The organism is Arthrobacter sp. GQ119 (assembly GCF_059759125.1).
On record NZ_JCAXEA010000011.1, the window covers coordinates 87315 to 108781 of the forward strand.

Genomic DNA, 21467 nt, shown 5'->3' on the forward strand with positions numbered 1-21467 from the left:
AATCGCCTTCGGCAGCATGGCCCTCGTCCTGGCCTTTCGATCCGAGACATCACCAGCCGCTGACGGGAACGGCCTGTCAACGGCTGGTGACGGTGTACGTTGCTCTGGTGAACAGGTGGCTGCTGACCTCAGTTACCGGCCATGTCAGGAGTGCGGGCTCCGCCCTCACGAACGGCGGCAGCTTCAACGTTGACTGTGTGCGCGAATGTGCTGGGGCGCTGGCGTTAGGCGCTTCCCAGCGGCTCGGTTCAGTCGATATGGGCGGGGATGGTGCCGGCTTCAATGGCGGCCAGTTGCAGTGCCAGTAGCTTCGAGAAGAACCTTCCATCGCCGATGCCGAGCGAGATCATGAACCACAACTGATCGACGTCGGTGCGCCGCCAGAGCCGCCCGTATTCGCGGTCGTCACTGACTTTCGCGAAGTCACCTACTTGCTGGGCGACGTCGTCACCGAGTACGTCGCGCACCACAGTCGAGGCGCCGCGGTAGCCAGTGGCAAAGACCACCAGCTCGGCATCGATTGTTTTGCCCCCTTCGAGCATCACACCATGAGAAGTGAGGCTTTCGACGCTCCCGTTGCGAAGCTTGATCGTGCCGTCGATGATTAGCTCGGATGCGCCAGCGTTGTAGTAATAGCCGGTCGCGTTCTGACCGAAAATCAACCCGAGTACGCCCTGCCCGTCAGGGCCATCGCTGAGTTCGAAACCGGCTGCTGTAAGGCCCTCGAGGAGTTCGTGATCCATTGCTTTTACAAGCTCGACGTGCTTCGGGCCATGTGCTGGGAGTGCTCCGAAGGGTGTGGCGGCATTGACCAAATCCGCTTCTTCGGTGGTGTAAAGGCCGTTGGTATGGTTTGAGTGCATAACCGCGTGGAACGTCGAGGTGTTCATGACGAATGTTCCGGAGCGCTGAATCAAGGTGACATCAACGCCATGCTCTGCCAAGTCCTGGGCAATATCATGCCCGCTGACGCCCGACCCAACGACCACGGCGCGCTTTCCTTGCCATTCGGCGTGGCCCTGATAATCCACTGCATGAATCACCTTTCCCTCGAACGCATCCTGCCCGGGCATGCTGGGGAGGTAAGGTGCGGCATTCATCCCAGTCGCGAACACGAGATGCCTTGGACGAAGTTTCCGGCGAGTGCCATCCGAGCGCTCAATATCGACGGTCCAACGCCCTGCAAGATCGTCGAACTCAGCGCACGCCACATTGGTGCCGGTCCAGACGGGCAGATCCAGCAGGGTCGCATAGCTCTCCAGAAAATCGCCAAGCTTGTCCTTCGGCGTGAAGCGCGGCCAAGTGGATGGGAACGGGAGGTAGGGCAGATGATCGGAAGCGAGCGGGGTGTGCAGCGCGAGAGAGCTGTAGCGCTTGCGCCAATTATCGCCTACCCGGTCGTTCTGCTCCACGATCAGGGCGGGGACACCAAGCGCCCTGAGGCGCGCCGCCAGCATGAGGCCGTTGTGACCAGCTCCCAGAATGAGAACTGCTGGCTCCTGCGTCACGAAGTCCGGGTCGAGCCCCTCACTCCAGCTCAAGCGGTCTTGAACCGGACCATGGTTCTTGCCGCTCGGACGGTCATCATGGACCCGTTCCGGATGGCTGTCGATCGAGTCGAGGGCGAGAACGAAACTCGATGCACGCCATGCACCGTCTTCATTCTGAAGGAGCCTCACATGGCCGAAACCTGCGCCTGTACTCGTCCGAAACTGGAGGAATGACGAGAGCGAGGCCTGGCCGTCTTCCTCCGCAAAAACGGGTGACGTGCCGGCTCGCAGCTTGAGCGCAGCAGGTGTCGCAGCCTCAGATCCGGTGAGGAGCGCCGCTACCTCCGCGCGGCCGACCGCGTTGCGGAAGTCCCATGTCAAAGCCAACAGGTCCCGAGCGACCCCGTCTGGCTGAAACAGTTCTGCCACCGCGAGCGAGTTTCGCGATGACATTGCCGTGTCGAGCGCGCGGACCCATTCGGACACGATCTCCTCGTGGGCGTTGATTCCACCGAGCGCGTTGGCTGCGGTTGGTACGGCTACATCAGTCATTTGAAGTGGTTCCTTTGTGAGTCATTTGAACGGTTCCTTCGAAGTAGATCGGTCGTTGATTTGCATCTAGGGAGGGCCTGGAACCGGATCTGTAGGTGCGTCCTCCACGCCATTACTGGACCAGAATCGCGCGTTTTGATGCTGCGCACCGTCTCACTTTGGGACACGCCGCTGCTCTACTGAGCGGTGTAGCCGCCGTCGATAAGGAGGTCCGTGCCGGTGACGTAGCTGGCCTCGTCACTGGCGAGGTAGAGGACGCCGTAGCTCACTTCGACGGGTTGGGCGGCACGCTTCATGGGCGTTGCCTCGCTGAACTCGCGATTTGAATCCTCGCCTTCCTCCACTGCCATCGGGGTCATCACAAGCCCAGGGGAAACCGAGTTGACCCGGACGCCTCGATTTGCATACTCCATGGCGGCAGCACGCGTCATCATCTTTACGGCGCCCTTGGACGCCTGGTACGAGAACCCGCCAGGATTGCCGACGGTTCCGTTGATGGAGCATGTATTGACGATGGCTCCGCCCCCGCTCCGCTCTATCGCTGGAGCTCCGTGCTTAATGCCCAGGAAGACGCCCTGCTGGTTGATTGCGGTAGTTTTTGACCACCCGTCCAGTCCCTCATCCGCGACCGACTTCATCGTCCCGACGATCCCTGCGTTGTTGATCAGGATGTCGACGCGACCCCAGCGTTGTTCGGCGGTCGTGATCACGGACTTCCATTCATCCTCCGATGCGACATTCAAGTGCATGTACTGCGCGTCGTACCCGGAGTCCCGCAGCTCCTTTGCCACGGCCTCGCCGCTCTCATCGAGCATGTCGGTGATTAGCACTGATGCGCCCTCTTGAGCGAATAGTCGGGCGTGCGACTCGCCTTGCCCCCTGGCGGCGCCGGTGATGATCGTTACCTTGCCCTGTACACGGCCCATGATTCTGTCCTTTTTCTCGGGGATGAGTTGATGCTGCGCATAACGCTTTGGAAGACGCTACTGGGCCCACCCGCCCGGCTTTGTGTCAGAAAGATACATTTTTTGCCTCCGGTCCACGCCAGTATGGGCGGAAGCGCAGCGTTGGGCTGCGCGTGATCGAAGGGGACCAAGTGAGTAGAAGGCTTGAAGACAAAACTGCAATCGTCACTGGCGCGGCCTCCGGCCAGGGGCTGGCGACAGTACGAGCGCTCGTGAGGCACGGGGCCAACGTCATGGCGGCGGACGTCGATCAAGCTGGTCTAGAAGTGCTGGCCAAAGAGGATGATCGTATTGCCACCCAACGGTGCGACGTCAGTAAGGCTGGCGACGTCGAGCGGCTAGTAGGAGCAGCTGAGGAGAGGTTCGGGGCGGTTCACGCAATGCTCAATTGCGCCGGTTTCCTTCGTACCGCCTCGGTACTGGAGACGACAGACGACATGCTCGACCGCATTGTTGACGTCAATTTGAAGGGTGTGTTTTACGGTTGCAAGTTCGTTATCCCTGCTTTGCAACGGGCCGGAGGCGGATCGATCGTCAACTGGGGGTCTGTGAACTCCACGGTGGCTGAGCCAGACATCGCGGCGTACTCGGCTTCGAAGGGTGCGGTTCTGATGATCACGAAGTCTGTCGCCGTGGAATATGCCAAAGACAACATCAGGGCGAATTGCCTCTGCCCGGGCGGGGTTCGCACTCCAATGGTTGCAGGCTTCTTCGACGATGAGTTCCTCAAGGACGAGCAGGCACAGCGCGCGTACCAGCCCTTAGGGCTGATCAGCCCCGAGGAGGTAGCAGATGTAGCGGTTTTCCTTGTCTCGGATGAGTCGCGCAAGATGACGGGGTCTGCTGTTGTGGTGGACGCCGGGTACACGGCCCTCTAGGCCGGTCGAGTTCTGGGACGACTCGCACGAGGGAGGCCCTGACCTGGCGCGCGCGCATTGGCCGGGTAGGGCCTTTCTTGTTTCGTGAACGGTGGGTAAATGTCTCACCTTGGGACAGTCGCCGCCAAGGGCGGTGCGTAGTCTCTACAAGACCTACCGCCGCATTCGGCGGAGCGATCTACAAAGGAGATTCTTGGCGATGGCCACTGACGCGCAGCAAGCTTTTGCAGCCCAGGTGACGGAGCAACGACGCACGCCCCACACGACTGTCCCTCACGTCATTGCGGGCAATGCCATTTTCGAAGGGGCGCTCTTGCAGCGCGAGGACCCCAGTCATCCAAACCTGATCATCAGCGCGTGTCACGATGCGCCGGCGGCTTTGGTCGATCGGGCCGTCGAAGCGAGCCGCAGGGCCCAGCGTGAATGGGCACGCGTTCCTCTCAAAGAGCGCATCGAACGGATTCGCCGCGCCATTCCATTCATCGAGGCCAACCTCGATGAATGGGCCGTGCGCGTTGCCCTGGAGATCGGCAAGCCGTACGGAGGGGCCTATTCTGAGGGCGTCGAGGTGCTGGAAATCGTTCGACAATACACCGAGTACGCGTCGGCTCCGGGGGCGTTCGAGGATGAGCGAACGGAGGACCCGGCAGGGCTGGCCAACGACTCTGTCCTGCGGCCCTATGGCGTATTCGGCGTTATCACCCCGTTCAACTATCCGATTGTTCAGGCAGCTGGCCCAACGATCGGTGCCTTGCTCGCTGGCAATGGGGTCGTTGTGAAGACATCCCATGACGGACCGTGGTCCGGCCATGCGGTTTACGAACTTTGCGAGGCCATGGGCCTCCCGGTTGGACTGGTAAATGTGGTCCACGGCGGCGACGAACCTGGCCGTGCCCTTGTCGCGTCCGGGATCGACGGTGTGTGTTTCACTGGGTCCGTCGCGGTCGGCAAGTCAATCGTCCGCGACTTCGCCGAGGGACCGTACCCGCGACCCGTGATCGCTGAGATGGGCGGCAAGAACCCGGTCATCGTGACCGACACTGCTGACCTGGAGCAGGCCGCCGACGGAATTGTGTTCTCTGCGTTCGACCTGGGTGGCCAGAAATGCAGCGCGCTCTCTCGTGTACTGGTCACGCCCGGCGCCCACGGCCGCCTGGTTGAACTTGTCGAGGAGCGAGTGAAGGCTTTGAAGTCGGGTGACCCGATCGACGCCGACGTCTTTGCTGGTCCTGTTGTTTCCGCCGATGCGGTGGAGCGTTATGCGTCGCTTGTATCGGCGGCAAGGACTGCAGGCTTTCAGATTGAAGCCGGCACGACGCAAGGGGACGGCTACTTTGTTCCGGCGGCGGTCGTTTCCGGCGTGCCTGCCACACATGAGCTCGCAACAGTGGAGCACTTCCTGCCGTTCCTGACGATCAGCGAGGTGCCCTCATTTGAGGCAGCTCTTTACGCCGCGAATGACACAGACATGGGCTTGACCGCAGGGATCTACACCGGGGAGCCCGAAGAAGCAGAGGAATTCCTCGATCGAGTCGAGGCCGGCTGCGTGGATGTAAACGTTCCTGGCCACGCGACCACGGGCTGGTGGCCTGGACCCCAGACCTTTGGTGGATGGAAAGCCAGTGGCACAACGGGCAAGCAAACGCTAGGGAAGTGGTATTTCCAGCTGTTCGGCCGGCAGCAGGCCCGCAAGCTGCCGAGCGAGTTGGAACATCTGCTGACGTACTAGCTTGCGCTCGGCGTAAAGAAAGGCGGTTGCGACATGTCTTCGTCAGATGCGATGAGATTCGTCCATGCTCAAGTGCACCGCGTGGGTGCGCTGCCGAATTCGGAGCTCCAGTCTCTCAGGGAACGCTTCCTCGCGGAACCGGAGCTGACAGATCTAAGCAGCGTGCGTCCTGTAATCGCACGGTCATGGCAGCGGAGCCTGGCCTGCAATGTCACCTCTGTCGCCCCCTTCCTGCAGTCAACTGATGCTCGAGCCGACGAGCAGCTCCTCATGGCCGCAGAGCCGGTCCTCACCGAGCTTGAGCGCCTCTGCATTGATGCCGGCGGATCCGTCGTCCTCACTGATGCGGAAGGTACGCTCGCCGTGTTCCGGGGTAATGCGGTGGAGCGGCGCACTGCGGAGCGCGCCTTTCCTACTTTCGGCGCGCGCATGGGAGAGGACCTCATCGGTACGAACTCCGACGGCACTGTGCTGGAAGAAGGTGAAGCTGTACAAGTCTGGGGAGCCGAGCACTTCAACGAGGCGCTCCAGAACAGCTACTGCACGTCCGTCCCGATCCGTGACCCGATCCGCAGGTCGGTTCGTGGTGTCCTGGGGTTGATGCTACCGGAGCGCCTTGCGCGCGACACGGATCCCCGTTCCGTTCTGTTGACCGTCCACGGAGCGGCTGCTGATATCACCCGGAGGTTGGCGGAACGGCTGGCCGCTCGGGAGCAGGCACTCATGTCGGAGTACCTGAGGGAAGTCCGCAAACGAGGTGCCGATGCGGTGATTGCGATGGATGATCGCACCACAATTGCAAGCCGAAGCGCATTGAGCATGCTCGATCAGACTGACTTCGCTGTGCTCGCCGCCTTGGCCCGCGAGGTCGAGCAGGGCGAGGGGTCAATTCAGCATCGCCTCAACGTCAGTGCCGGCCGCGAAGTGCAGCTCCATATTCGGCCCATGGATCTCCGTGACCTCGGCACCGGTGGCGCAGCTGTAATGCGCGTTCAGGTGCCATCGGAATTGTCGGGATCGCGACCGGTCACCAGAAGGCGCGAAGCCCCGGCACGCTTCGAATGCATTGTCGGATCGAGCCGGGCGCTAAGACGTGCGATCGACGCGGCAAGTGCAGCGATAAGTCGTCGGATGCCCGCATACATTGTCGGCGAGCAGGGCAGCGGAAAACGAACTCTGGCGGAAGCCGTCGCCGAGCAGCTTTCTGATCAGACGCGACTGTTCGACTTCTCTCACCGGTCTACCGCCGAGGGTACCGTGGAGGAGATTGACTCAGCGCTGGAACAGGGGGCAGCGGTTGTCTTGCACCGTATCGATCGATGCGGGCCGGAACTGAAGGATGACCTCGCAGCACTGTTGCATGTCCTGGAGCAGCCTCAGCTCGTTTTGACCGCCGGCGTGATCAGTGACGACCTTCTGCCGATTCTTTCCGCGCTCCGCGGGATCGAGGTGGTCATGCCGCCGCTCCGCGACCGACGCGAGGATATTGCGGCGCTGGCTTCGCATGTTCTCCTGAACGCGTTGGGTCGGGAAGTCCGACTGTCGCCGAAGTTGCGCGATGCTCTCGTCGCTGCTGATTGGCCCGGTAACGTTCGACAGCTCCGTGAACTCGTTGCATCTGCTGCTTCTCAGTGCCTCGGCGGGGAATTGCGTCCTGCCGACCTCACGGCGGTGCAGCTCCGAGGGCTCAACACCGCCCGCCTCACGCGTCTTGAAGAGGCAGAGCTGCAGCAGATTCGCGCGGCGCTCGCCGAGGCAGCTGGGAATCGAGTACGAGCTGCGACGCTGCTCGGAATCGGACGGTCCACGTTGTACCGCAAGATCGAAGCCTACGAGGGAAGGGGCTTCGACCTCGAGCTCGGGTGATTCCCTGGTCGCGGGGATGCCCGGCGAGGACTGCATCAAGGTGACACAGTTCCAGTGTGCCGCCGATATAACAATCAAGATTGACGGTGAAGTCGGGTCGGGGCAACCCATTCCGTCTCCCGCGCGGTGCGGCCGGCCCGGCTCGCATCCATCCGACACAGTGACAGTCAACGAAGACTTCACTTTCCGAAAAGAGCAACATTGAATCAAGACCTCCACGTCCAGCGACCTGTCGCGGACGACTTTCAAGATGACGAATTCCGAACGTCCACATACCAACTCAGAGGCCGGATGGGGACGGTTGGACTCCTCTTCACGGTCCTGGCATTCACCGCCCCGCTGGGCGTGGTGTTTGGGTTCGTCTCGGTGAACATTTCATTCGGAATCGGTGTGCCCATCGCCTTCATCGCTGTCGCCATTCTCATGGCGCTTTTCGCGATGGGGTTCACCGGGATGACGAAAGCGGTCCCACGGCCCGGTGCCTTCTACACCTACATCCGGGAGGGACTTGGCCGTCCGCTGGGGCTCGGTGGATCATTCCTCGCTCTCGTCACCTACGGGTTCAACGTCACCTCCTGCATCGTTGTCTCCGGTATCGCCGTGAACAACCTGCTGGGAGCATTCCTGCCAGGCGTGACCACCCCTTGGTGGCTTTGGAGCCTAGTAATGTTCTCCGTCGCCTGGGTGCTCAGTTACTTCAACGTCGAGTTGTCCGCCAAGGTCCTCTCGGTCATCCTGGCCGTAGAAGTGATCTCTGTGGCAATCTTTGACGCTGTGATTATCGCGAATGGTGGCCCTGAGGGACCGTCGTTCGAACCGTGGAACCCGACCAACCTCTTCACTCCTACCATCGGTGTCCTCTTGCTCTTCAGCATCGGTGTCTTCAATGGATTCGAGGCGACAGCCATCTATCGAGACGAAGTAAAGAAGCCGAACGTCACTATTCCCCGGGCGACCTTCCTTGCGGTTGTGTTCCTAGGCGTCTTTTACGCGATCTCCGCCTTTGCCCTGATCCTTTCGGCAGGCACGTCGAACGCTGTGGCTGTCGCTCAAGCAGATCCGACGGCCATGATGCCGGACGCGCTCCTGCGATACTTCGGAGCCTTCGCGAATCAGGTGATTGCAATTTTGCTGGTTACCAGCTTCTTCGCCTCCGGACTCTCGCTCCAGAACATTCTGTCTCGCTACACCCACTCACTGGCAGTCGACGGGATCTTCCCCCGCACGATCGCGAAGGTCCACTCGAAGCACGGGTCGCCACACCGGGCTGCCGTGACAGTCGGAGCGGTCCTTCTCCTGGTTCTTCTTGTCCTGATTTTTTCTGGCGGCGAGGAAAACGCACTTTACGCCGCAGCTGCAGGGGTTGCCTTCTATGGCATGCTGCTTCTGCTCTGTCTGACGGCAGTGGCCGTGATTGTTTATTTCCGCCGAAACAAGACTGGAATGTCGTTCTGGCGAACGCTGATTGCACCAAGCATCGCTCTCATCGGAATCGGATTTGCGTTGCTCACGGCTTCATTCAATATGGGGCTGCTGGTGGTCGGTGACCAGTTCTTGCTTACAGTTCTGCTCCTGATTCCCTATGCGTCGATCATCGTAGGGATTGTGACGGCGCTGGTGCTTCGGCGGCGAAATGCCGACACCTATAAGCGCATAGGTCGAGCAGTTGACTGAGTTCCGGATCTGTCCTGGGGCTACACGATTGGGCCTCTCGGACACTCCATCATAGATAAGAATGCAAATGCGGCACCCCTCTTCTGGTGGTCCCCGGCAGTCTCGGCCGCCGGGGACCAACCGCAGTAACTCTTCGGCGGCTGCTGATCCTCAAGGGCGGCTGCGCCGGCTACTTCATTTTTCTCCGAGATCCCGTGGGTTCAATGGCATCAACGCTGAGTGCGGTCACCCGTGATGGGCTAAACCGCCCCTGTTGCCCGTCATTTTCTAGGCGAAATCGGCGCTGTTTCAAACTGGCACGCTTTCCCTGTTGATCCTGGTTTCATGCTGGAAGAGGCCATTTGACCTCTTAGTTTTAGTGAGTTGATCTCGATGATGAACCGGACGCTCGCCCAAAGGCCGTCCGCGTTGCGGTGCTCCGGTGCACCCTCAGGCTTTATGAAAGCGGGAAACAATGTCGCCGTCCGGGAGAAATTCAACTTCGTTTTCGTGCCCAAGTCGTCGATCGGAAGCCCAGGAAGGCTGCCGGTCCGATTCAGGATCGGTTGGCTGCCAGGATTTGTCAGCTATATCCGACTGGCTCCTACACACAAGATCAAGGTGAAAGTAATGAAGACCCGAACAACTTCCCAAGGCAGCAAGCAGTCCGCGCTGAACGACTGGTGCGAACTGAGTGACGGCGACGTAGTGAATATTTTGAAGAATGCACAGATCGTTGCTCAAGGACGAGTGGACGAAGTGTCAGGGAGCGGGGGAGTGCTGTGGATCGTGGATGAGAAAGCTCAGACCCAGGCTTTTTTCAAGTCGGACGGGGTTTTTGTTATGAGACGCTAATTTTCCTTTCAGGAAAACGTCGCCCCGAACTTAGAAGTCAACTTCGAGCACGGCGCGGGAAAGCAGGACTGCCCGGTTTGTTAGGTCCTTGAGCTCTTCGTCGTCGGATTTGGGTGAGGCCCATCGGGTGGCGCCTTCAAGAATGGTCATGACGACCTTGACTCGTTCCTCGGCCTGCGGAAAACCCATGTCAACGGCGGCGGCCACATACATCTCCTGGTGGAGGGTCACCCAGTCGTCAACCTGTGCGCGCAGGGCGGCCGGAAGGATGCCGGCCATTCTGTCCGTGGCAACCAGTAGATCCCACAAATTGCTTTCAGGGAGACGTACCTGGCGGGTGAAATGGAGCCTGACCATGGCGTCCCAGAAGTCCTCCGCGGAGGTCGCCTGGCTAACAGCGTCGAGTAGGGCGATGCCAAACCGGTGGAAATGCCAGCGAAGTGACTCAGCCACAATCTCGTCCCGACCATCCGGGAAATGAGAGTAAAGGCTCGGAGGCTTGATGTTCACGGCATTCGCGATGGTTCTCATCGAGACTGAGCTGAAGCCGTTCGCTATGGCTAGCTCAAGGAAAGCCTCAAGGATGTGCCGGCGTGAGGCCCCCTGTCCGGCCCAGTCCCACTCCTCGAGACGGTGTGCGAAAGCGTCGCGTGCAGTCTCATAGGACGTACCACTCATACCTCGACCCTACAGCAAATGGAGTAGCCAAAACCCTTGCTAACGATCATTAGTTAGGTAGACTTGGAGTGGCGCGAAGAGGCACCGGCTTTGAGCGCTCTATAGCCAATGTGACATGAGCAGGAAGTGCGGAAAATGGTCACCGAAAATTCGAGCCTGGGGGCCAGTCGGAGCGACATCATCCTTGGAAGCGGCCTTTCGGGCATGGTCGCCGCCTATATCAGCGCCAGAGCCTTGGAGGACAACGCGGCGCACGACGATGCCTGGCAGGCAAAGCAGGCTTTCCGGCCGCGGATCCGAGCCTGGCGGGTACGGCGGCGTGCCTCCCATGGCGGCACCACCACCGTCGTCTCTTAGACCTTCATAGTTTCTCCAGAAAGATCATGTCCATGGCCTCCGCTGAAGTGCTTTCACCTTTGCCCCATGAGTCGTTGCGCCAGACAGACCGCCTTCGTGAGCTGTTCCTGATGCAACCCCACGCTGATCTCACAGGAATCCGGCCGATGGTGGCGCGCTCCTGGTACCGTAGCCGGGCTGCCGGCGTAGATGCCGTGGCAGATCGCGGCTTTTTCGACGAAGGCAGGGTAGATGAATACACGATCCATGCGGCGGGTCCGCATCTGCAAAAGCTGGATGAGGTTGCAGCGGACCTGGGTGGATATGTCAACCTGACGGCGCCGAATGGGGTGCTCGTCAAAGCGGACTTCCTTCGCGACGACGGATTTCCTGCCGGATATTCGCTGCTGGAGGAGAGCTGCGGGAGCAACGGTGAAGGGTTGGCGCTCGAAGAAGGGCGCGGCGTCTGGTTGGCACCAGAGGAACACTTCCGCGAGGATATGCGGGGGAATTGGTGTTTTGCTTCGCTCGTTCGGGACCCGTTCCACAACCGAATCCGTGCCGTCATTGGGCTGACACTTCCCGCAAACCGGGTATCGACTCTTGAACCGTCCTCAACGCTGCTGATGCTTGAGGGTGTCGCCTCCCGAATCGAACGCGACATCGAGGTGCGGACTTCCTCCAGGGAGCGTGCCCTTCTGAATGAGTACCTGAGAATCTCCCGTCGGAGGGGCAACCGCGCCGTCCTTGCCTTGGACGGCAAGAACTCACTCCTTAACGCCTCGGCGACCGCCTCACTGGAGGACAGCGACTTCTCGGTTATCTCCGGCTATGCCAAGGCCGTTATGGCGTCTGGGCGTGACCTGAACTGTGAGGTGATGCTTCAGGGGCCGGGGTTGTCCACACTGGAGATCTCCCCAGTGACCCTCTCATCTGCGAATGTGGGGGCAATCGTTGTGGTCCGGCCCCACTCGCCGGCCAAGGAGCGGGTCGTCACCGCGGCAAGTGCGCCTCTGACTTTGGAATCTTCCCCGCAGGGAACTGCTGAGCGCCTAATGAAGCACGTGGACGGGACGAGCACGGAATTCAAGCGCACCCTAAACATGGCCCGCAAGGCTGTTGACCAGGACAGGTCCGTTGTTTTGATCGGTGAACTGGGCAGCGGAAAACTCCGCCTGGCCAGTGCCATCGCATCACTGCGGGGTGGCCACATGGCGGTTGACGCCCGTAGCGGAGCACTCAGGAACCCCAACTTCAGGGATGTGCTGCACCGGGTGGCTACTGAACTCCCGGCCACGCTGATCGTCGAGCACGCCGATGAACTTTCGCAGAACGAAGCCGGTGAGATCGCACGTAATTTGCGTGGCAATCCCACCACCAAGCTGATCCTCACCATTGCGCGACCCACGGACGCCACCTTGCTGCTCTCTGAAGCGTTCGATGTCCTGGAAATCTCAGTGGCGCCCCTCCGCAACAGGCGTGAAGACATCCCCCAGCTGGCCAACGCAATCGCGGAGGAACTCGGGCAGCGGAGGCTTTCCCGCAGGCTCATCACCACACTCACACATGCTGACTGGCCACGGAACATCGACCAGCTCCGGGCTGTAGTCTCCAACGCCGTGGAACGGGCCCAAGGCGCAGAAGTCACTGTGGACGACCTGCCACAGGGTTTCCACCGTGTTCTGACAAAGGGCCGGCTTTCACGGCTGGAAGATGCAGAACTGAGCGAGCTGCGCACTGCCCTCCAGGAGGCCAAAGGCAACCGAAGCCTCGCAGCGGAAACACTGCAAATCGGCCGTTCTACCCTGTACCGGCGCATGGACTACTTCCGCAGCCGCGGCTTCGACCTCTGATCCCCGCACGATAATACCCGCCCATTTGCAGCAGCCGGCCATCCAAATGATGGTCGGCTCCTGCCTGCTGTCGCGCAGGTCTGCCGAGTGGGACGTGTCCCACCACGGTGTCTCGATCTGGCACGGATGGACGCTCCCATATCGCGTTGTACTTGAAATTACCCAAACACCGGCACCCGTCCCATGGAGTGTCCGGCAGCGAACGAGGGTACGACACGAACAGGACGACAGACTATGACCCGCGATGCCCAGGGAACCATTCTTGTGGCCCCTCACCATTTTCCGAACCTGGACCGCGAGCACGCGCTCGCGGAGGAGTTCGGTTACACACTCAACCCCGCGGCAAACACCGACGCCTTCCGTGAAGGGCTTCCCGAAGCCGACATTGTGATGATTACCCCCTATGCAAAGCTCACCGCAGCTGATTTCCCCGTGATGTCGAAGTGCAGGGCAGTTATCCGTTACGGAATCGGCTACGACAACATCGATGTTGCCGCCGCCACGGAGGCTGGTATCCCAGTCTCGATCGTTCCGGGAACCGCGTCAGAGGAAGTGGCCTCCCACGCTTTCGCCATGGGCCTGGCGCTGGCCCGCCGCCTGCCTGCCGGTGATGCCTCCATCCGGAACCTGGGCTGGGCCGGGACCATCGGCTACGACACGCCGGTGCTCTCCGAGCTTGAGGTCGGGGTGCTTGGAATGGGACGCATCGGTCAGCACGTTGCCCGGATGTATTCGGCCGTGGGAGCCCGTGTCCGGGCCTACGATCCCTTCGTCACGGACAGCTTCGTGGAGATGACCGGGCTCGACGACATCCTGGAGAACTCCGACGTCGTCTCGCTGCACCTGCCGCTTAACCAGGACACGGCGGACCTCCTCTCCGGAGATGTCCTGGCCCGTATGCGGAAGGGTGCAGTGGTGGTCAATGTGTCGCGCGGCGGCCTTATCGATGAAGCTGCGCTCGCTGCAGCACTGACCTTCGGACACATCGCCGGCGCAGGCATCGACACTTTCGCTGAAGAGCCGTTGCGGGAGGGACATCCGCTGCGTTCGGCGCCCAACACCATCCTCACTCCGCACATCGCCTGGCGTTCCAACCGGTCAACGGGGGCCCTGCAGGACGGCGCTGTGGAGCGGGTCCGCCTTGCGCTGACCGGGCAGCCGCTCATCGACCTCGTGAACTGAAAAGACTGGAGAAACCCCAATTGGCAACATCCAACCATCTGGAAAATATTGCGGATCTGCAGCATCCCGCGGAGGATCCCCATCTGCGCCGCGGGCCACGCGGTTTCCCGCTGCTGCCCGGCGGCTATGGGCGCTCAACGTACTACACGGGAGCTCCCAGCCCATATGCGATCCGCGGCGAGGGCTACCGCGTGTGGGACGACCGCGGCCGTGAACTGATCGACGCGAACAACAACTTCACGTCCCTGATTCACGGCAATGCGCACCCGGAGATCACGGAAGCCGCCACCAAGGCCCTCACCACCGGAGCCAGCTGGGGCATCCCGAACCTCTACGAATGGGAACTTGCTGAACTCCTGCTGCACCGCCTCCCTGATCTGGACCAGGTCCGCTTTGCGAACTCCGGCACCGAAGCGGTCATGTCCGCGATCCGCATCGCACGGGCCAGCACCGGCCGTGAACGAGTCATCGTCACCAAGGGTGGCTACCACGGGACATCCGAGGTCGCCCTGGTACCAGGTGGACCGGCCTACCAGCGCGGCCTGACACGCGGCGTGATCGACGACGTCACTGCGGTGCCGCTGAACGACGTCGAGTTCCTGCGCCAGGCGGTAGAGGCCGCCCCCGACGCCTACGCCGCCATCATCCTCGACCTGCTGCCCAACCGTGCAGGGCTCCTGCACATTTCGGAGGACTTCGTCCGCAGCGCACGCGAACTTGCAACGCGCCACGGCATCGTCCTGATTATCGACGAGGTCATTAGCCTCCGCCTCGGGTACAACGGCTTCAGCGGTCAATACGGGGTTTCCCCCGACCTGCTGACCACCGGCAAGCTTATCGGAGGCGGCTTCCCCGTTGGCGCAGTCTGCGGCAAGGCCGAGCTCATGGCCGAGGTGGATCCGACCCGTCAGGGCAGCCTCCCGCACGGCGGCACCTTCTCCGGCAACCCGGTCAGCATGGCTGCCGGTGCTGTCGCCCTGCGCCTCTATAACGAAGAGGAAGTAAAGCGGCTGAATCACTTGGGCGATACCGCCCGCGACATGGTCAACGCCAGGATCGCTGAGGCGGGCTGGGAGGTTCGCGGACGTGGCTCTTTGCTCCGCGCGGTTCCTGCCGGTGCTGAGAAAGTTGACGAGCAGACGCAGCACAAGCTGTGGTGGGCGTCCTACGAGCGGGGGCTGCTCGGATCTCCCGCAAACCTGTTGTCCCTTTCCACGCCCATGGACGTAAAAGTGACCGAAGACATCGCTGACCGGCTGGCGGACGCCGTGCTGGCAGTCGCGGCACAGTCCCCAGCAACAGAAGGCGGCAAGTAACCATGAAGCTCGTTTCCTATGACCACGAATCCGGCGTCCGCGGAGGTGTCCTCATCGAAGACTCGGTCTACGATCTGGAACTGCTCCTGCAAGGCTCAAGCGGGGCAGTCAACGGGGCAACATCCTCCGTCCGGGAGTTCCTGAAGCTCTACGGCGACCGTCTCGATGCCATCTCAGACGAAGCCGCCGAGGCCGCGGCCCAGGACCCGGAAGCCCGCGTGGGTGCTCGCTCCGAGATCCGCCTGACAATGCCCGTGCCTAACCCATCCAAGGTGCTTTGCATCGGGCTGAACTATAAGGACCACGTTGCCGAAACGGGCCGTGCGTTCCCCGAGTACCCGGACGTTTTCGCCAAATTCGACTCCACCATGGTTGGTCCCGAGGAGGAGATCGGCGGCGCCAGGGTCAGCGAAAACCTCGACTTCGAAGGTGAGGTGGCCGTAGTGATGGGGCGCCGTGCCAGCGAAGTAACGGAAGATGAAGCCCTCGAATACGTCGCAGGCCTGGCCCCGCTGAACGATGTTACGGCACGTGATCTCCAATATCGCGGGACCCAGTGGCTTGCGGGTAAGGCTGTTGACGGTTCAACTCCTTGGGGTCCGGCATTGGTGACGCTGGATGAGGTGGGAGACCCGCAGACACTGGACCTGGTGACGCGGGTGAACGGCATTGAAGTGCAGCGCTCCAACACCCGTTACCAGATCTTCTCCATCGCCCGCATCGTCTCCTACCTGTCGGGCTTCCTCACTCTGGAGCCCGGAGACGTCATTGCCACAGGTACCCCGCAAGGCATCGGCGCCAAGCGGAACCCTCCCGTCTGGCTTGAGCCGGGCGACACGGTGGAAATCGAGATCGACAAAGTAGGGCTGCTCCGCAACCGCGTCGGCAAGCCCCAGCTCTAACCCCTGCAAGCTCTACGAAAGTAAGAAGACCCATGAGTGAAGTACAGACACACCCACGTGAAGCGAGGTACCGCATCGCCGTGGACACCGGTGGCACGTTCACCGATGTCGTCGTCGATTCCAACAACGGTGACATGGCCGTCGGCAAGGCCCTGACCACCTATGACCGCGTCTTCACCGGCTTTGAAGCCTCCGTACGCCGGGCCGCCGAATCGGTTGGCTGGAGCGGGGATGACGTCCTGCGCAACGCGGACGTCATCGTCTACGGCACTACGCACGCCACCAACGCAGTACTGACCGGCAAGGTGGCCAAGACCGCCCTGCTGACCTCCGACGGCTTCGCCGACACACTGCTGCTCCGCGAGGGAGGCCGCCGGGACGCCTTCGACTCCAAAGCTGCCTACCCGCCGCCCTACATTCCCCGCCACCTGACCTTTGAGATCACCGAACGCATTTCCGCTGAAGGCGATGTCCTGGTGCCGTTGGATGAAGAGCAAGTGCGTGAGGTTCTGGGTTCCTTCAAGGAACAGGGAATCGAAGCGGTGGCCGTTTCCTTTCTCTGGTCGATCATCAACGACGCCCACGAGAAGCGCGTCGCGGAACTCATCCACGAGATCCTGCCGGGTGTTCCGTACACGCTGTCCAACGAGGCCAACCCTACTATCCGCGAATACCGCCGCTCCTCGGCAGCCTCGATCGACGCCTCCCTCAAGCCGTTGATGGCTGACCATCTGGGTAAGCTGCGCGCTGACCTCCAGAAGTACGGTTTCGCCGGTGACCTGCTGGTGGTCACCTCCGAAGGTGCCGTCCTCGACGTCGTCGATGTCCTGGACCGACCGGTACTGCTGCTGAACTCGGGTCCGTCGATGGCACCGCTGGTTGGAGCGGCAGCCGCGCCGGACAGGGACACCGTCGTGGTCTGCGATATGGGCGGCACCACTTTTGACGTGTCCCTCGTCGAAGAGGGCGTTGTCCGCCACACCCGGGAAGCCTGGCTGGGTGAGCCCTTCGTAGGACACCTCACCGGTCTTTCCTCCGTGGCTGTCTCCAGCATCGGCGCCGGTGGCGGCAGCATCGCATGGATCGACGGCGGTGGCCTGCTCCGCGTGGGTCCGCAAAGTGCCCGCAGCACCCCCGGTCCCGCTGCCTACGGACGCGGTGGCGAAGAACCCACCGTCACGGACGCCTGTGTGGCGCTCGGCTACCTTGACGCCGATGGCTTCGAAGGCGGATTTACGCTGGATCGCGAGGCCGCTGTCCGAGCCATCGATACTCGCATCGCCGGTCCTCTGAACATGGATACCTTGCAGGCCGCACAGGCCATTTTGGACGTTTCTGCCAACCACATGGCCACGGCCATCCGTCAGGCTTCACTGGAACAGGGCGTTGATCCCCGAGGCGCGCTGATTGTTGCCGGCGGTGGCGCAGGTGCCATGGTCGCAGCCGCAATCGGTGTCCTGCTGGAGACCGACACCGTCCTGATCCCCGCGACGGCTGGCGTGCTGGCCGCTTACGGCGCCCATCGCGCTCCGATCGCTACCGAATTCCTCTCGCCGCTGCACAACGACACCCGCAGCTTCAACTCCGGTTCCGCCACCCGTGCGGTGGAGGATTTGACGGCCAAAGCAGAGCTCTTTGGGAAGCGGTTCGATGGTGTAGGCGATGCCCCGAACGTCACCTACTTTGTCGACGCCCGGTACCCGGGCCAGGCGTGGGACCTGCGAGTCTACCTGGATGCCGCCCCCGATACCGCCGGCGACGCCGCAGGAATCATTGAGCGGGCCTTCCACGAGGAGCACGACCGCCGCAACGGCACCCACGATCCGGACAGCCGGGTCGAAATCATCACCTGGGGCGTCCGCGTGGAAATCCCGCGGCCCGAGCACACTAAGGATGAGATCGGGGCGGCCCGCACCAGCGAGATCCACCGCACCGATGACATCGTTTTCAGCGGCGAGAGGTTCAGCACCCAGCGCTACCGCGGTGTCACCCTGGCCCCGCGGGACAAGATCCTGGGGCCCGCCGTCATCGACCAGCCCACCACCACCATCGTCGTTCCACCGGAATGGAATGCCACGCTCGACGAACGATCCAACATCTACCTCACCCGTAAGGAGGCGTAACCGTGACGCGCGAATTCGATCCAGTAAAGCTCTCGGTGCTTGCCAATGCATTCGACGGCATCGTCCGCGAGATGACCAGCGGCCTGCTGCGCTCGGCACGTTCCTCCGTCATCAACACGGCCCGCGATTTCTCCTGCGCCGTGCTGACGGCGGACAACCAGCTGCTCGCAGCAGCGGAAGGTGTCCCGGTTCACGTCTTCGGCGCCGGCCCGCTGGGCGAGGACATGGTCGAGCTGCATAATGACATCCGTGAAGGCGATGCGTTCCTGCACAACGACCCCTACATGGGCAACTCCCACGCCGCCGACCATGTCATCCTGGTGCCCATCTTCATCCAAGGACGCCACCTCTTCACCGCCGTGACCAAGGCTCACCAAGCCGACTGCGGCAACTCGCTGCCCACTACGTTCTTCGCGACCGCCCGGGACGTCTATGAGGAAGGCGCCCTGATCTTCCCCTGCGTGAGGATCCAGCGCGATTACACGGACATCGACGACATCATCCGCATGTGCCGCTCCCGCATCCGCGTTCCTGACCAGTGGTACGGCGACTACCTCGCATCGGTGGGCGCATCGCGCATCGCCGAGCGCCGCATCCATGAACTCGCCGAGAAGTTCGGCGTCGACGACCTGGTGGACTTCGTGGATGCCTGGTTCGACTACTCCGAGCGCCTCACCGCCAGCGCCATCGAAACGCTGCCCGAATATGTCCTGCACGGCGCCTCGGCCCACGATCCCTTCCCCGGCACCGGCCCAGACGGTGTGCGCCTGCAGGCCACCATCGAGGTCAAGCCCAAGCAGGGAAAGATCACCATCGACCTACGGGACAACCCGGATAACCTGCCCAACGGCCTGAACCTCACGAGGGCAACGGCCACCGGTGCTGCACTGGCAGGCATCCTCTCCGGTATCCCGGAAAACCTGCCGAGCAACGCCGGAACCTTCCGGCGGGTGGAGGTGCTGCTGCGTGACGGCTGCGCCGTCGGCGTCCCGAAGCACCCCCACTCCTGCTCGTCCGGAACCACCAACCTCGCCGACCGGGTGGTCAACATCGTCCAGGCCGCCTTCTCCCAAATCGACGATGGATACGGCACCGCTGAAGGAGCAGCCGGGCAAGCGCCCGCCAAGTCCGTCATTTCCGGCATCGACGAACGCAACGGCAACGCCTACGTCAACCAGATCCTGGTGGGCGGCGTCGGTGGCCCTGCCACCCCCTACGTTGACGGCTGGCCGACGTATCAGCGTCCCGTCTGCGGCGCCCTTCTCTACCACGACAGCGTGGAGGTGGATGAGCAGCGTTATCCGATCCTGATCCACGAACGCACTTTGGTAGCCGACTCCGGCGGTGCCGGCCGGCAGCGCGGCGGACTCGCAACCCGCGTCACCATGGAACCCCGGGGGGAAAGCGTCACCCTCACATACGGCATCGAGGGTAAGCTCAACCCGCCCAAGGGCGTCCGCGGCGGACACGATGGCGCTGTGCCATCGGCCTGGGTGGAAGACGTCAAGACTGGCGAACGACGCGAAATCCCGGTGGTGGGCCGCTACGACCTGCAGTCCGGCGAAAAGGTGGTTTCGATCACCCCCGGCGGTGGCGGATATGGCGACCCGCTAGAACGCGACGTGCTGGCCGTGCTCGATGATTACCGCGAGTCCAGGGTGACCCTCGAAGCAGCGGCGACCGATTATGGCGTCGTCATCACTGATGGCGCCATCGACGAAGAAGCCACGGCCAAGACCCGCGAAGAGCGCCGGGCCGGCTAGAGGCACCAGCCATAGCAACTGTTTCCGGGGCGGGGTATATTTCCTCGCCCCGGGATCTTTCACCAACTAATAACGGAGATTCACATGGAACCCATTCGAGTCGGCATCATCGGCGTCGGAAACGTTCTCAACCAGTATTTGGACAAAATCGGCGTCCACCCGGATGTCGATGTCGTAGCGCTCGCCGACGTGAACGCGGAGGCCGTGAAAGCACGGGCAGCAGAATATTCGGTTCCCAAGGCCCTCTCGCCGGAGGAGCTGCTTGCCGACGACGAGGTGGAGCTGGTCCTCAACCTCACCCCGCCCAAGCTCCACGCCCCGGTGACTCTCCAGGCCATCGCAGCCGGGAAGCATGTCCTCTCTGAAAAGCCGTTTGCCACTTCCCTTGAGGAAGCCCAGAAAATCCTGGATGCCGCCCGTGATGCAGGGGTCAAGGTGGGCTCGGCTCCCACCACCTTCCTCGGTTCGGGCATGCAGACCAGCCGGAAGCTCATTGACGACGGGTGGATCGGCGAACCGGTGGCGGCTTTCGCGTCCTTCGCATGCCGCGGCTACGAGCACTGGCACCCGAACGTTGACCCCTTCTACAGCCCCGGTGCCGGGCCGATGCTCGACATCGGGCCTTACCTCATCACCAACCTCGTGAACTTCTTCGGCCCGGTCAAGCGCGTTTCCGCAACGGCGCCGCGTTCATCGGAGACCCGTCCCCGTCCTGGCAAAGAGGGCGACGTCATTCAGATCCAGACGCCAACGCATGTCACCGGCATCCTGGACTTCGAGTCCGGCGCTGCCGCCACCGTGATCGTCAGCTGGGACGTCTGGAACCACAACCTGCCGCATCTTGAGATCTACGGCACGGGAGGTTCCCTGTCAGCGCCAAACCCGGACCACTTCTCCGGGGCGCCGGTGCTGCGACGCGGTGAGCCGGGCGACCTCGCGCTGGACATGACCCCTCCCGGTGGCGGTGATTGGCGGGAGACACCCATTACCCACCGCGACGACGCCTACCGGGGCATCGGCCTGGCCGAGTTCGGCTACGCCATCCGCAACGGGGTGGAGCCGCGCACCGGCGGTGACTTCGCCTACCACGTGCTGGAAGTCCTCCTGGCTTTCGAAGCATCCTCGGAGCAAGGCCGTCACGTCCGGATCGAAAGCACCTGCGAGCGGCCCCGGCCGCTTCCCTCGGTCGGCCCGCAGGAGCCTTACCGGTTCGACTAGGGGCAAGACCAAACAGCAAAACAGCAGTCGACGGCGGTACTTACGTGCCGCCGTCGACTGCTGTTTTTGTTGTCCCCGGGCGGGTGTGGGTGCGTATCAAACTGGGAC

General features: G+C 61.9%; 16 protein-coding genes. 13 read left to right on the plus strand and 3 right to left on the minus strand.

The window, feature by feature from the left end; all coding sequences use genetic code 11:
* Window positions 1-248 precede the first annotated feature (248 nt).
* Together AC6CH3_RS11900 and AC6CH3_RS11905 are read right to left on the minus strand one after the other, a co-directional pair.
* Window positions 249-2042 (minus strand): flavin-containing monooxygenase, encoded by a 1794-nt coding sequence (locus AC6CH3_RS11900; RefSeq protein WP_498132619.1) that lies wholly within the window; start codon window positions 2040-2042, stop codon window positions 249-251.
* A 176-nt stretch (window positions 2043-2218) separates the two neighbouring features.
* A complete protein-coding gene (locus tag AC6CH3_RS11905) occupies window positions 2219-2968 on the minus strand; it encodes an SDR family NAD(P)-dependent oxidoreductase (RefSeq protein WP_498132620.1) in 750 nt (249 codons plus the stop codon).
* 170 nt (window positions 2969-3138) lie between these two features.
* Between AC6CH3_RS11905 and AC6CH3_RS11910 the strand changes: the two genes are divergently transcribed.
* The 5 genes from AC6CH3_RS11910 to AC6CH3_RS11930 all read left to right on the plus strand — a co-directional run bounded on the left by AC6CH3_RS11910 (window position 3139) and on the right by AC6CH3_RS11930 (window position 9988).
* Window positions 3139-3885 (plus strand): SDR family NAD(P)-dependent oxidoreductase, encoded by a 747-nt coding sequence (locus AC6CH3_RS11910; protein ID WP_498132621.1) that lies wholly within the window; start codon window positions 3139-3141, stop codon window positions 3883-3885.
* A gap of 199 nt (window positions 3886-4084) precedes the next feature.
* Window positions 4085-5614 (plus strand): aldehyde dehydrogenase family protein, encoded by a 1530-nt coding sequence (locus AC6CH3_RS11915; RefSeq protein ID WP_498132622.1) that lies wholly within the window; start codon window positions 4085-4087, stop codon window positions 5612-5614.
* A 33-nt stretch (window positions 5615-5647) separates the two neighbouring features.
* Window positions 5648-7480, plus strand: a complete 1833-nt coding sequence (locus AC6CH3_RS11920) for a sigma-54-dependent Fis family transcriptional regulator (protein ID WP_498132623.1) — start codon at window positions 5648-5650, stop codon at window positions 7478-7480.
* 291 nt (window positions 7481-7771) lie between these two features.
* Window positions 7772-9154 (plus strand): APC family permease, encoded by a 1383-nt coding sequence (locus AC6CH3_RS11925; protein ID WP_498132624.1) that lies wholly within the window; start codon window positions 7772-7774, stop codon window positions 9152-9154.
* Between the two features lie 609 nt (window positions 9155-9763).
* Window positions 9764-9988, plus strand: a complete 225-nt coding sequence (locus AC6CH3_RS11930) for a hypothetical protein (RefSeq protein WP_498132625.1) — start codon at window positions 9764-9766, stop codon at window positions 9986-9988.
* A 30-nt stretch (window positions 9989-10018) separates the two neighbouring features.
* On the opposite strand, the gene AC6CH3_RS11935 is transcribed toward AC6CH3_RS11930, so the two are convergent.
* On the minus strand, window positions 10019-10666 hold the full coding sequence (locus AC6CH3_RS11935; protein WP_498132626.1) for a TetR/AcrR family transcriptional regulator: 648 nt from the start codon (window positions 10664-10666) through the stop codon (window positions 10019-10021).
* 135 nt (window positions 10667-10801) lie between these two features.
* Between AC6CH3_RS11935 and AC6CH3_RS11940 the strand changes: the two genes are divergently transcribed.
* The 8 genes from AC6CH3_RS11940 to AC6CH3_RS11975 all read left to right on the plus strand — a co-directional run bounded on the left by AC6CH3_RS11940 (window position 10802) and on the right by AC6CH3_RS11975 (window position 21359).
* Window positions 10802-11023, plus strand: coding sequence for a hypothetical protein (locus AC6CH3_RS11940; protein ID WP_498132627.1), 222 nt, complete (start codon window positions 10802-10804; stop codon window positions 11021-11023).
* A 32-nt stretch (window positions 11024-11055) separates the two neighbouring features.
* Window positions 11056-12855, plus strand: a complete 1800-nt coding sequence (locus AC6CH3_RS11945; protein WP_498132628.1) for a sigma-54-dependent Fis family transcriptional regulator — start codon at window positions 11056-11058, stop codon at window positions 12853-12855.
* A gap of 234 nt (window positions 12856-13089) precedes the next feature.
* A complete protein-coding gene (locus AC6CH3_RS11950) occupies window positions 13090-14037 on the plus strand; it encodes a C-terminal binding protein (protein WP_498132629.1) in 948 nt (315 codons plus the stop codon).
* A gap of 20 nt (window positions 14038-14057) precedes the next feature.
* A complete protein-coding gene (locus tag AC6CH3_RS11955) occupies window positions 14058-15353 on the plus strand; it encodes an aspartate aminotransferase family protein (RefSeq protein WP_498132630.1) in 1296 nt (431 codons plus the stop codon).
* Window positions 15354-15355: 2 nt separating this feature from the next.
* Window positions 15356-16255 carry a fumarylacetoacetate hydrolase family protein gene (locus AC6CH3_RS11960; RefSeq protein WP_498132631.1) on the plus strand — a complete coding sequence of 300 codons (900 nt, stop codon included), beginning with the start codon at window positions 15356-15358 and terminating at the stop codon, window positions 16253-16255.
* Between the two features lie 32 nt (window positions 16256-16287).
* Window positions 16288-18378 carry a hydantoinase/oxoprolinase family protein gene (locus AC6CH3_RS11965; protein ID WP_498132632.1) on the plus strand — a complete coding sequence of 697 codons (2091 nt, stop codon included), beginning with the start codon at window positions 16288-16290 and terminating at the stop codon, window positions 18376-18378.
* A 2-nt stretch (window positions 18379-18380) separates the two neighbouring features.
* Entirely contained in the window at window positions 18381-20141 is a 1761-nt protein-coding gene (locus tag AC6CH3_RS11970; protein WP_498132633.1) for a hydantoinase B/oxoprolinase family protein, read from the plus strand.
* 84 nt (window positions 20142-20225) lie between these two features.
* Window positions 20226-21359, plus strand: a complete 1134-nt coding sequence (locus tag AC6CH3_RS11975) for a Gfo/Idh/MocA family protein (RefSeq protein ID WP_498132634.1) — start codon at window positions 20226-20228, stop codon at window positions 21357-21359.
* Window positions 21360-21467: the final 108 nt, after the last annotated feature.